General features: G+C 42.3%; 14 protein-coding genes. 9 read left to right on the forward strand and 5 right to left on the reverse strand.

The features are described from left to right. The first annotated feature begins 50 nt into the window (after positions 1-50). The 9 genes from H3U73_RS03430 (at position 51) to hfq (ending at position 8,829) form a co-directional block, all read left to right on the forward strand. Positions 51-812 carry a hypothetical protein gene (locus H3U73_RS03430; RefSeq protein ID WP_100125499.1) on the forward strand — a complete coding sequence of 254 codons (762 nt, stop codon included), beginning with the start codon at positions 51-53 and terminating at the stop codon, positions 810-812. Positions 813-911: 99 nt separating this feature from the next. Beyond that, positions 912-1,994: a 23S rRNA (adenine(2503)-C(2))-methyltransferase RlmN gene (rlmN, locus tag H3U73_RS03435; protein WP_174830185.1), complete on the forward strand. Its 1,083-nt coding sequence runs from the start codon at positions 912-914 to the stop codon at positions 1,992-1,994. A 4-nt stretch (positions 1,995-1,998) separates the two neighbouring features. Then, entirely contained in the window at positions 1,999-2,763 is a 765-nt protein-coding gene (pilW, locus tag H3U73_RS03440) for a type IV pilus biogenesis/stability protein PilW (RefSeq protein ID WP_041879487.1), read from the forward strand. Further along, positions 2,763-3,653: a helix-turn-helix domain-containing protein gene (locus tag H3U73_RS03445; RefSeq protein WP_198190052.1), complete on the forward strand. Its 891-nt coding sequence runs from the start codon at positions 2,763-2,765 to the stop codon at positions 3,651-3,653. The genes pilW and H3U73_RS03445 overlap by 1 nt, the downstream gene beginning before the upstream one ends. A gap of 1 nt (position 3,654) precedes the next feature. Further along, a complete protein-coding gene (gene ispG / locus H3U73_RS03450; RefSeq protein ID WP_198190053.1) occupies positions 3,655-4,923 on the forward strand; it encodes a flavodoxin-dependent (E)-4-hydroxy-3-methylbut-2-enyl-diphosphate synthase in 1,269 nt (422 codons plus the stop codon). A 66-nt stretch (positions 4,924-4,989) separates the two neighbouring features. Further along, positions 4,990-6,282 carry a histidine--tRNA ligase gene (gene hisS / locus H3U73_RS03455; protein WP_198190054.1) on the forward strand — a complete coding sequence of 431 codons (1,293 nt, stop codon included), beginning with the start codon at positions 4,990-4,992 and terminating at the stop codon, positions 6,280-6,282. Continuing rightward, a complete protein-coding gene (locus tag H3U73_RS03460; RefSeq protein ID WP_041879496.1) occupies positions 6,282-6,908 on the forward strand; it encodes a tetratricopeptide repeat protein in 627 nt (208 codons plus the stop codon). The genes hisS and H3U73_RS03460 overlap by 1 nt, the downstream gene beginning before the upstream one ends. 135 nt (positions 6,909-7,043) lie before the next feature. Next, complete coding sequence (der, locus tag H3U73_RS03465) at positions 7,044-8,495, forward strand: ribosome biogenesis GTPase Der (protein WP_084547720.1); 1,452 nt, start codon at positions 7,044-7,046, stop codon at positions 8,493-8,495. 85 nt (positions 8,496-8,580) lie between these two features. Continuing rightward, the gene (gene hfq / locus H3U73_RS03470) at positions 8,581-8,829 is read left to right on the forward strand and encodes an RNA chaperone Hfq (protein WP_025330801.1); all 249 of its coding nucleotides are present in this window, start codon (positions 8,581-8,583) and stop codon (positions 8,827-8,829) included. A gap of 49 nt (positions 8,830-8,878) precedes the next feature. Here hfq and H3U73_RS03475 read toward each other — a convergent pair whose 3' ends face one another. The 5 genes from H3U73_RS03475 to H3U73_RS03495 all read right to left on the reverse strand — a co-directional run bounded on the left by H3U73_RS03475 (position 8,879) and on the right by H3U73_RS03495 (position 12,366). After that, positions 8,879-9,211: an SMR family transporter gene (locus tag H3U73_RS03475; RefSeq protein WP_198190055.1), complete on the reverse strand. Its 333-nt coding sequence runs from the start codon at positions 9,209-9,211 to the stop codon at positions 8,879-8,881. 259 nt (positions 9,212-9,470) lie between these two features. Next, a complete protein-coding gene (locus tag H3U73_RS03480; protein WP_025330799.1) occupies positions 9,471-10,148 on the reverse strand; it encodes an epoxyqueuosine reductase QueH in 678 nt (225 codons plus the stop codon). 129 nt (positions 10,149-10,277) lie between these two features. Next, entirely contained in the window at positions 10,278-10,775 is a 498-nt protein-coding gene (gene tpx, locus H3U73_RS03485; RefSeq protein ID WP_037476231.1) for a thiol peroxidase, read from the reverse strand. 290 nt (positions 10,776-11,065) lie between these two features. Further along, positions 11,066-11,575: a dihydrofolate reductase gene (locus H3U73_RS03490; protein ID WP_198190056.1), complete on the reverse strand. Its 510-nt coding sequence runs from the start codon at positions 11,573-11,575 to the stop codon at positions 11,066-11,068. After that, positions 11,572-12,366 (reverse strand): thymidylate synthase, encoded by a 795-nt coding sequence (locus tag H3U73_RS03495; RefSeq protein ID WP_198190057.1) that lies wholly within the window; start codon positions 12,364-12,366, stop codon positions 11,572-11,574. Before H3U73_RS03495 ends, H3U73_RS03490 begins: the two co-directional genes overlap by 4 nt. Positions 12,367-12,385 lie beyond the last annotated feature (19 nt).

A 12,385-nucleotide genomic window follows, 5' to 3' on the forward strand; every position in this document is an offset into this window, starting at 1 on the left:
CCACCTGTACAGGTGGACTAATTTGTATAAATACAAGTAGGAGAAATAAAATGTCTGATTTTTTTAATTTATCTGTTTTGAAATCGCTTCCGGTTCAGAAATTTAATGAAACCAAACCATTTCCAAATCATTTGTTTAAAGAAATATTATTACCCGAAGCATTTAATGAATTGTATAACAATTTTCCCAGTCTGGATCTATTTGAAAAGCATGTGAACAGACCGCGCGGAAAAAGCGGGCAGCGGCCTCATAATCGATACTATCTGGCATTTGAAAAATCTATCTATCATAAAAATGATCAGGCCGGACTTGGTGTAACCAAAATTGAGCAGTTGCCGAATGTATGGCAGGAATTTGTACGTGAGGTACAAACATCGGAGCCTTATCTAGAATTTTTAAATCGTTATTTGAATCTTAATGAATATACTATTCGTTACGCATGGCATGTAGGTGAAACTGGTTCTGAAGTTTCACCTCACTGTGATAGTCTTGATAAAATCGGTACACACATTTTTTATTTCAATACTTCAGCCGACTGGGAAATTGAGTGGGGCGGTTCTATTTTAGCTCTTGGCGGTAAAAAAACAGATAAAACGAATCCTGATATCAGTGATTTTGAAACGGTGGAAGGTTTTGATATCCGCGATAACAGCAGTTTTTTATTTAAAAATACTTCCGACGGATGGCATGCTACTGAAGTTTTGACTTGTCCTCCAAACCACTATCGTCGTTTATTTAATGTCATTGTTCAGAAAAAGAAAACGGAAACACCACTGAAAAAAATATGGCATTATCTGTCTGGTAAAAATTAAAGAATTGTATAGATTGTTGAATAAAGTTGTATTATCAGCATAATAGAATGACTGAAAACCAGTTATTACTATTTATTGCTTACTTAATGTATTACCCTGATGAAAACCAATTTGCTAAATTTTGACTTACCCGGTTTAACTGCCCATTTTGCTCAGATGGGAGAGAAGCCTTTTCGTGCCAGACAAGTGATGCGCTGGATGCACTTAGGCGGGATAGCCGATTTTACAGATATGACTGATCTGGCTAAATCTTTGCGTCATAAATTACTGGATAATGCTGAAGTGAAAGTACCGGATTTACTGATTGAGCAAAAGTCAGCTGATGGTACATGCAAATGGTTGCTTGATGTTGGTACTGGTAATGGTGTGGAAACGGTTTTTATACCGGAAGATACCAGAGGTACGTTATGTATTTCTTCGCAAATAGGCTGTGCATTGGAATGCATGTTTTGCTCTACCGGCAGACAGGGTTTTAACCGCAATCTGACCACAGCAGAGATTATCGGGCAGTTATGGTGGGCTAACAAAGCCCTTGGTGTTACGCCTAAGGATGAAAGAGTAATTTCCAATGTGGTTATGATGGGAATGGGCGAGCCATTAGCCAATTTTGATAATGTGGTGACTGCATTAAGTATCATGCTGGATGACCATGGCTATGGTTTATCACGTCGTCGTGTAACTGTATCTACTTCGGGTATGGTACCCCAGATGGATCGCCTGAAAGAAGTTATGCCTGTAGCATTAGCTATTTCACTGCATGCTTCTAACGATCAGGTGCGTGATAAACTCATTCCATTGAATAAGAAATATCCGCTTAACCAGTTAATGGCTGCATGTCAGCGTTACTTGGTAAAAGCACCGCGTGATTTTATTACCTTTGAGTATATTATGCTGAAAGGCATTAATGATGCTCCCGAACATGCGCGTGAATTAATCGCTCTGGTTAAAGATGTGCCGTGTAAATTTAATCTGATACCGTTTAATCCGTTTGCCAATTCGGGGTTTGAACGTTCAACAAATGAACGTATCCGTGTATTTCGTGAAATTTTGCAGGAAGCAGATTTTGTAGTAACAGTCAGAAAAACCCGTGGTGATGATATTGATGCAGCATGTGGTCAGCTTGCGGGAAAAGTAAAAGATAAAACGCAGCGACAACAAAAGTGGCAACTTGTACAGGGATGATTCGATGAAAAAATTGGGGTTAACTCTATTATGTGCACTGGTATTATCAGCCTGTGCTACTCAGACTATGAACAAAAAACCGACAGCGGCACAGCGAGCCAGAGAGGTTGCACAGATTAAAACTCAGCTGGCGGTAGAGTATTTGAAAAATCAGAATTACCGTCAGGCTGTTGAAGCAATTGATGAAGCGATAAAAAATAATAGTAGTTCACTTGATGCATGGTTGATACGAGCTCAGATATGGCAGTATTTAAAAGAACCGGCAAAAGCAGAAGAGAGTTTTCAGCGTGCTTTGTCATTAGCATCAGATAGTGCAGAAGTAAATAATAACTATGGCTGGTTTGTGTGTGATGTTTTGAAAAAGCCGAATGCATCATTAGCTTATTTTGATAAAGCTTTGGCTGATCCGACTTATCCTACACCGGAAATTGCTCAGTTCAATAAAGGTATTTGCAGTAGCCGAATGGGGCAGTATCAGCTGGCTAACAGCTATTTTGAACGATCTTTGGCAGCTAATCCGAATTTTATTGCTGCAAAGAAAGAAATGGCTCGTAATAATTTGTTGGCAGGTAATGCTTCGGATGCCAATTATCTGTTTAAGCAGTATCAGAGTCAGATAAATAACTTATCTGCCGATGATTTATTATTGGGGTGGAGAATTGCAAGATCTTTGGGTAATATGCAGGCCGCTTACGAATATGAAGCACAACTGCGTAATAATTTCCCTTATTCTGCTGAGTTAGAGCAGGTTTCTACAGGAAAATTCTGATGAATGAGCAAACCAAAAATCCCGAGTCCGGCCCAAATGCAGCAGTTACTCTGGGAACATTACTTTCACAGGCACGAAAACAGAAAGGACTGTCTGTAGGTGAAGTTGCCGAACGTCTAAAACTGCCGGCGCGGCAAATTGAGGCAATGGAAAGCGGTAGCTATAAAGGTTTGCCAGAAGCTGTATTCATCAAAGGCTTTTTAAGCTCATATGCCCGTTTGCTCGAAGTAGATGAAAAAGAACTGAAGCAATATTTTCAGCAGATTTTTCCTGCTGCCAGTCATTTGTCAACTTCAGACAATAATAAAGTCGTTTCTGCGGATCTTGATTTTAAAGGTAAGCCGCAGCGTCGTCATTTTCCACGCTGGCTGATTGTTGTATTGGTAGTAATTTTAATTAGTGCAGTGGTATATGCATGGCAGACTAAATCTACATCTGAAAATGCCAGACAAACTGCTACGGCGGGTCAGGAAGTATCTGTGCAAACAGCTTCTATTAGTGATATCGCTGCCAGTAATATTCGTGTTGTACCAATGACGGACAATGAACACACCGGTTCCCAGACTGTTACCGAAGTTACTGCCGCCAGTCAGTCTGCTAGTACAAGCACTACTACAGATACACAAGTTTCTCAGCCTGCTGTATCAACTTCAGATACATTGGTAATAAAACTTGAAAACAGAGGCTGGTTACAGGTAAGTGATAAAAATGGCAAGCTGCTTATCAGTCAGGTGGTAGATCCCGGTAGTACACATCAGTTTAGCGGAGCTGCTCCATATAAAGTAATACTTGGTTATACCCCTGGTGCCAGTATCCGGTTTGCCGGCAAAGATATCGCTATTGAACAAAACAAGAAAAGAACCGCAGCAATGACGGTAGGTGGAAATTGAAATGACCTTGGCTGGAGTACGAAGGAAAACCCATCAAGTAAAAATTGATCATGTAGTTATCGGATCTGAAGCACCCGTCAGAGTACAGTCTATGACTAACACTGATACTGCTGATGCTGAACAAACAGCCATTCAGGTAAAAGCACTGGCAGATGCCGGTTCTGAACTGGTTCGAATTACAGTTAACTCACCTCAGGCGGCGGTCAGAGTATCTGAAATTCGCCAGCGTCTGAATGACATGGGCTGTAATGTCCCCTTAGTTGGCGATTTTCATTTTAATGGCGATCGCCTGCTTAAAGATTATCCGGATTGTGCGACAGCACTTTCAAAATACCGGATTAACCCGGGTAATGTGGGTAAAGGTGTGAAGGGCGATGAAAAATTTGCTTTCATGATTCATACAGCAGCAGAGCACGATAAAGCTGTTCGCATCGGAGTAAACTGGGGTTCGCTGGATCAGGCTCTTGCAAAGCGCATGATGGACAATAATCTGGCTTTAGCAACTCCTCAGCCTGCAGAAACAGTTATGAAAGAAGCATTGATTGTTTCTGCACTGGAATCTGCGCAAAAGGCAGAAAGTCTTGGTTTACCGGCTGACCGGATTATATTGTCTTGTAAAGTATCTAATGTACAGGATTTAATAGAGGTTTATCATAATCTTGCTTCCCGTTGTATGTATCCGCTGCATCTTGGTTTAACCGAAGCAGGAATGGGGAGTAAAGGTATCGTAGCGTCTACTGCGGCTTTGGCTATTTTATTGCAACAGGGTATAGGTGATACCATTAGAGTATCGCTTACTCCTGAGCCGGGAAGTGCACGGACGCAGGAAGTAGTGGTTGCTCAGGAAATCCTGCAAACCATGGGATTGCGTTCTTTTACGCCGCTGGTAACAGCATGTCCCGGATGCGGACGTACAACCAGTACCGTGTTTCAGGAACTGGCGCGGGATATTCAGCAGTATTTGCGTGAAAAAATGCCAGTATGGCGGCTGCAATACCCGGGCGTTGAAAATCTCAATGTAGCGGTTATGGGGTGTGTTGTTAACGGGCCTGGTGAAAGTAAACTCGCCGACATTGGCATATCTTTGCCTGGTACGGGTGAAACACCTGTTGCTCCTGTATATGTGGATGGCGAGCGCAAAACTACCTTAAAAGGCGAGCATATGGCTGAAGAGTTTCTGGCCTTGGTGGAAGAATATATTCAGACCAATTATGGTGAGCAGGGTAAAAAGCGGGAAACAGCGAAAGTGATTCCGATTACGGCTTTATAAGATAAATATACTGTTATAGCTGTCAGCAGCTAATATAGTTTAACAGGGATAAACAAATTAATTAATATGGGTCAGAAAATCCAGGCCGTTAAGGGCATGAATGATTTACTGCCAGTAGAGCAGAAAGATTTTAAACTGACATCTGCACTCTGGCAGGCGTTTGAAGACGTAGTGGTCGCATGGACACGCAGTTTTGGTTACAACCAGATTCGGACACCGGTTGTTGAGCAAACTGGTTTGTTTGTACGTTCAATCGGAGAAGAAACCGACGTTGTGGGCAAAGAAATGTATACATTTGCCGATTCCAACGACAAGCTGAGCCTGAGCCTGCGGCCGGAAGGTACAGCCTCCTGTCTGCGTGCAGTTGTGGAGCACAACTTACTTTATAATAGTCCGCAAAAATTATGGTATATGGGGCCGATGTTCAGACGGGAGCGCCCACAAAAAGGGCGGTATCGTCAGTTCCATCAGGTTGGTGTTGAGGCATTAGGATTTAACGGCCCTGATGCAGATACCGAGCTGATTGCCATGACTGCTAATCTCTGGGAACGGCTTGGTATTCGGGAATACCTCACACTTGAATTAAATACTCTGGGTAATCAGCAGGAACGTACTGCTCACCGTACTGCACTAATTGCTTATTTACAACAGCATGAAGCCATTCTGGATGAGGATAGCCGGCGTCGTATGCATACTAATCCGTTACGTGTGCTGGATACTAAAAATCCCGATTTACAGGCAATGGCAAATGCTGCGCCACGTCTTATAGATTATCTGGGTGCAGAATCACTTGCACACTATAATACTTTAAAGAATATGCTGGACGGGCTGGGTATCACATATGTAGAAAACCCGCGTCTGGTTCGTGGTCTGGACTACTATAATCTGACCGTATTTGAATGGACGACAACTAAACTTGGCGCACAGGCAACTGTATGCGGTGGTGGTCGTTACAACGGGCTGATTGAGGAGCTTGGCGGTAAACCAGCGCCGGCTATTGGCTTTGCATTGGGTATTGAACGTCTATTACTGCTTGTACAGGAATTTGGCAAACTGCATTTTAACAATGCGCCTGATGTATATATCATGCATCAGGGAGAAGGAAGCAGTCTGATTGCCATGCAGCATGCCGCATTATTACGTGCAGCAGGTTTGAATGTTTATTTACACTGTGGTGATCAGAGTCTGAAAGCCCAGTTGAAAAAAGCTGATGCCAGTGGTGCTGCAATAGCAGTAATCGTTGCTCAGGAAGAGCAATTAAACAATACACTAACGCTTAAGAATTTGAGTACTCATGAACAACAGACTGTTGCTGCCAAAGCAGCTTTACAGTTAATCCAACAATGGAAGAAAGCATAATGGTTGTACATATTCAGGATGAACAGGAAGTTGCAAATTTCAAATATTTCTGGCAACGCTGGGGACGCTGGATTTTTGCTATACTGGTTATATTGTCATTGGCATATCTGGGTTATGTGTTGTATCAAAGTCATTTACGCAGTAATAATGAAAAAGCAGCAGAAGTATTTGATACATTTATTTCTCAGGCTAGTGCCAATAATTTGACTGAGAGTAAAAAGGCACTTGTACAATTACAGGAAAAATATCCTGATACCATGAATGCAACTCAGGCTACACTGATGATGGCCGGTTCAGCATTTGATGATGGTAAATATGATGAAGCCATCCGCCATTTGCAATGGGTTAAAGCCAGACAGCATGATGACTTATTGCAAACAATCGTTGCGCAGCGGCTGGCTACCGTATATTTACAGCAAGGTAAATACAATGAAGCATTACAGGCGCTGGATGTAAAAGTAACCAATGAATTAAAGCCGGTTCTGCTTGAAACCAAAGGTGATGTTTTACAGGCGCAAAAGAAAAATACCGAAGCCGTTGCTGCCTACCAGCAAGCTTTGAATTTATTATCAAAAGATTCAGTACAACGTGAAGTCATCCAAATGAAAATAAGCAGTTTGAGTTAATCAATGCTTAATAAAACCTGAAATTCCTGCCAGTTTTTCCGGCCGGAATTTCAGGTTTATCAGTTGTACTGAAAAGCTTGCCGCTGGCAGGCTATTGCTGTTTTAAAGCAATAGAAATTATCTGAAAGAATGAATATGAAACCAACGATTGTTCTGGTTGGTCGCCCGAATGTAGGCAAATCAACATTATTTAACCGCCTGACTCGTACACGTGATGCACTGGTTGCCGATTTACCCGGCCTAACCCGCGACCGGCATTACGGGCATGGCAGAGTGGGAAGTAAACCTTATCTGGTTGTTGATACCGGTGGTTTTGAGCCGGTAGTAGATAGCGGTATCTTATATGAAATGGCTCGCCATACTCTGCAAGCCGTAGATGAGGCGGATGCAGTTATCTTTCTGGTAGACGGACGTACTGGTCTGACACCACAGGATCAGATTATCGCCAACCATTTGCGCCAGAGTTCCCGGCCTGTATATCTGGCAGTGAATAAAGGTGAGGGCGCTAACAGACCGATTCTGGCAGCAGAGTTTTATGAATTAAGTCTGGGAGAGCCTGTCGTTATCTCAGGAGCGCATGGCGACGGCGTGTACGGACTGATAGAAACTGTACTGGAAGACTTTCCCGAAGAAGAGGAACCGGTAAACAGTCATCATCCGGTTTTTGCAGTTATTGGTCGGCCGAATGTCGGCAAATCAACTTTGGTTAACGCAATCTTGGGTGAGGAGCGGGTTATTGCTTTTGACATGGCCGGTACCACACGTGACTCAATTCACATAGATTTCGAGCGTAACGACAAACCTTTTACCATTATCGATACTGCCGGAGTACGTCGTCGTGGCAAAGTAGATGACGCTATTGAGAAGTTTTCCGTTATTAAAGCAATGCAGGCTATCGAAGCGGCTAACGTAGCTGTACTGGTACTCGATGCACAACAGGATATAGCCGATCAGGATGCAACTATTGCCGGCTTTGCATTAGAAGCTGGGCGTGCTTTAGTTGTTGCAGTAAATAAATGGGACGGAATAACCGAAGAGCGCAAGCAACAGGTTAAACGTGATATAGCACGTAAACTGTATTTTCTTGATTTTGCCAAATTTCATTATATTTCGGCATTGAAAGAAAAAGGAATTGACGGGCTCTTCAGTTCAATTCAGGCAGCCTATGATGCTGCAATGATTAAACTGCCTACCCCGAAAATTACCCGCGTATTACAAAGTGCGCTGGAACGACAGCAACCTCCGCGCGCCGGCTTAATTCGCCCTAAAATGCGTTATGCCCATCAGGGCGGCATGAATCCGCCAGTTATAGTCATACATGGTAATGCCTTACAGCATATCAGTGATGCTTATACCCGATATCTGACACAAACATTTCGCAAAGCATTTCATTTACAGGGTACACCTTTACGTATTCAATATAATGTAAGCGAGAATCCATATCAGGAAAATGACAGCAAACCAGCGCAGCCATTGCGTCGTGTCAAACTAAGTAACCGGATTGCCAAGCGTGAACAGATAAAACAATCGAAAAAGCAGGTAAAGCGTAAAAATAAAGTCAGTTCAAAGAAAACAAATGCCCATTAATGTGATAGCATTGACACTGCTTTCTAAATCGCTGTACGCAGGTGCAGCTAAGCGATAACATAATCAAAAAAACAGGAGTAGCCAAATGAGCGCCAAAGGACAAATGTTACAAGATCCTTTCTTGAATGCACTGCGAAAAGAGTATGTGCCAGTTTCAATTTATCTGGTAAACGGTATTAAACTACAGGGTCAGGTGGAATCATTTGACCAGTATGTTGTACTTTTACGTAATACTTCAGTAACACAAATGGTATACAAACATGCGATTTCCACAATTGTGCCTGCTCGTGCAGTAAGCTTGCAGCATGAACCGAAACCTGCATCAGCAGAATAATACAGTCATACTGCATTAGCAAAAAACCGTGGATTTCCACGGTTTTTTGCTAATGAGTCATCGATTTGGAAAACAGATTAATCACAATAACACCCATCAGTATCAGACCGATGCCAATAATTGCCGGCATATCCAGCTTTTGTCCGAATTTGATCCAGGCTATGATTGACACACAAACAATGCCCACACCGGACCACACTGCATAAGCAATGCCTACAGGCATAGTTTTCAGAGTTTGTGCAAGCGAATAAAACGAAATAATATAGCCCAGAACAGAGCAAATACTGGGCATCAGCCGGGTAAAACCATTACTCAGCTTAAGCATACTGGTTGCAAATATTTCAGCTAGTATAGCGATGGAAAGAAAAATCCATTGATTCATGTTTATCCTTCTCGTTACTGCATTAGTTTCCTTGTGCAGCTATATTACGTATGGTTGGTATAAACTGAGTACAAATTTATCGAGTTTTACATAATGTTCAACCCAAAATTTCAATATCAGCTTGAATGAAAATGAAGCCATTCCTGAAAATTTAACCTGAACACTTTCCCATATAAAAACGGATTCAAGTCTGAATCCGCTTTTAGAGAGTAATACTGATGAAGTGACTCAGAATACAACCAATGATTAGCAAAAATACTTAGGCCTTTTCTTCAGTACCATAAAATTTCGTACCAATTTTAATGCTTTCTCTGCCATGCTCACGCCGCCAGGCATTGCTGTCACGTAAAGAATAAGCACAGCCACAGTATTCCTGCTGATAAAACTGCTCACGCTTACTAATCTCAATCATACGCTGGCTGCCGCCGCCTTTACGCCAGTTATAATCCCAGTAAACAAGATTAGGATATTTTTCTGCTGCACGTTTGCCGCAATCGTTTATTTGCTGCATATTTTTCCAGCGGGAAATTCCTAAAGAACTGGTAATAACCGAAAAACCATTTTCATACGCGTACAATGCTGTGCGTTCAAAGCGCATATCAAAACACATAGTGCAGCGAATACCGCGTTCCGGTTCAAACTCCATCCCTTTCGCGCGTTCAAACCAGTTGTCCATATCATAATCAGCATCAATAAAAGGAATATTGAATTTTTCCGCAAATGCCTTGTTTTCATCCTTGCGGATTTCATATTCTTTTTTCGGGTGAATATTAGGATTATAGAAATAAATCGTATAATCAATACCAGAGGCCAGCATTGCTTCCATAACCTCACCAGAGCAAGGCGCACAGCAAGAATGAAGCAATACTTTATTTTCCCCGTTGGGAGGAGTTAATTTCGGGCGTTGTATATCGGTAGTCAGTTTTTGTGGGTTCATTGATGTGATTTCCTGTTATTCTAGTTAAATATCTTTATCAGTAGATTTTAACAAAGCTGCCAGCGCAACGACATAGCCCGAAAGAAAAAAAGCGTTCAGATATCTGAACGCTTGTATGAAAAAGCCATTTTAAAGAGCGGCTAATGCCTGCTCATAATCCGGCTCTGTCGTAATTTCAGCCACTAACTGACTGTATAAAACCTGATTATTTTCATCCAGCACAATAACTGCACGGGCACATAAGCCGGCTAAAGCACCGCTGTTCAGTTTAACCCCGTAGTTTTCCTTAAATTCAGGATGACGGAATGTTGACAGAGTTTTTACCTGATCCAACCCCTCTGCACCACAAAAGCGAGCCTGTGCAAATGGCAAATCGGCAGAAATACACAACACAACAGTATTAGAAAGATTGGCCGCAGCTGCATTAAAATGGCGTACAGATGCAGCACAAACACCCGTATCTACACTAGGGAAAATATTCAGTACTTTACGTTTACCGGCAAAATCGGTAAGCGATAATTCATTTAAACCGGCATCAGTCAGCGTAAAAGCTGGTGCTGTACTGCCTGTTTTTGGAAACTGACCACTGACTTCAACAGCGGTACCTTGCAGAGTTACTGTACTCATGACTGCATCCTTCTGATGTTTAATTTGATTAACAATGTGCAGACTTATTGTGGGGGATTGGCAGGGAACTGTCAAAGATTATCTATGCTGATTATATGCAGTAAATAGCAGACAAATATAGCGCCTGCATAAACGCAGAAAACCAACATTTTCCCGACAATTTAAAGAAAAAGTAAATCTTAGAAAATACTACTGAGAAAATTTACATCATCATCAATCAGCCAGTCTGCATTGCAGTCTCTGATTTCAGAGCAATCGGACTGAATACAAACGGGCTTGCGCAATAAAACTTACTCAACACCAGACTGGCGTACATAATGCTGTAAATCATAAGCAATATTATTTTTACTGCTTACATGACTGCTGCTTTCAGTTTGCTGCCAGATATCCGTGTCAATTGCCGGAAAAAAAGTATCTCCGGCAACATCAACATGAATTCTGGTTAACCGCAAATCGGTAGCCAGAGGCATCGCCTGAGTATAAATTTGTGCTCCGCCCATAATAATAATTTCAGGGCAACCGGCTAATTGCCTGAGCGCATCTTCAACACTATGACACAAAATTGCTCCGCTGAATGTCTGCGCATCCTGCCGGCTGATAACATAATTGGCGCGGCCTGGAAGCGGTTTTCTGGGCAGCGACTCCCAGGTTTTACGTCCCATAACAACCGGCTTGCCCATAGTGTAACTTTTAAAAAATTCAAAGTCTTCGGGTACATGCCAGGGAATACGGTTATTTTCGCCAATACAGTTATTATCTGAAAGAGCGGCAATCAGTGTAATTTTATTCTGAGTATTCATACAGCTACAGGTGCTTTAATGTGGGCATCCGGATGATAATCAGTAAGCGTAAAATCTTCAAACTGAAAAGAAAACAGATCTTTTACATCAGGATTCAGATGCATTTGCGGCAATTTTTTCGGTGTGCGGCTTAACTGCAGTTTAGCCTGTTCAAAATGATTACTATATAAATGAGCATCACCCAGCGTATGAATAAATTCCCCCGGCTCTAAATCACATACCTGAGCAATCATCATCGTAAGCAGAGCATAGCTGGCAATATTAAAAGGCACACCCAGAAAAATATCAGCACTGCGCTGATAAAGCTGACAGGAAAGCCTGCCTTCAACCACATAAAACTGAAACAGAGCATGGCAGGGCGGTAAAGCCATCTCATCTACCAGTGCCGGATTCCATGCAGAAACAATCAGGCGGCGGCTGTCGGGATTGTGTTTAATCTGTTGCAGCAGATTACTGATCTGGTCGATATGGCGGCCATCCGGTGCCGGCCAGCTGCGCCACTGATAGCCGTATACCGGCCCCAGATTACCATCAGCATCTGCCCATTCATCCCAGATAGAAACATTATGATCATGCAAATAGCCGATATTAGTATCGCCGCGCAGAAACCAGAGTAACTCATAAATAATTGAGCGTAAATGCAGCTTTTTAGTAGTCAGCACAGGAAAGCCATCAGCCAGATTAAAACGCATCTGATAGCCAAAAACCGAGCGCGTACCCGTACCGGTACGGTCTGCTTTATCTGTGCCACGGTCTAAAACATGTTGCATTAAGTCAAGATACTGTTGCATGCGGATTTATCCAAATAAA

The organism is Snodgrassella sp. W8124 (genome assembly GCF_016100875.1).
GTDB classification, from domain to species: Bacteria; Pseudomonadota; Gammaproteobacteria; order Burkholderiales; family Neisseriaceae; genus Snodgrassella; species Snodgrassella alvi.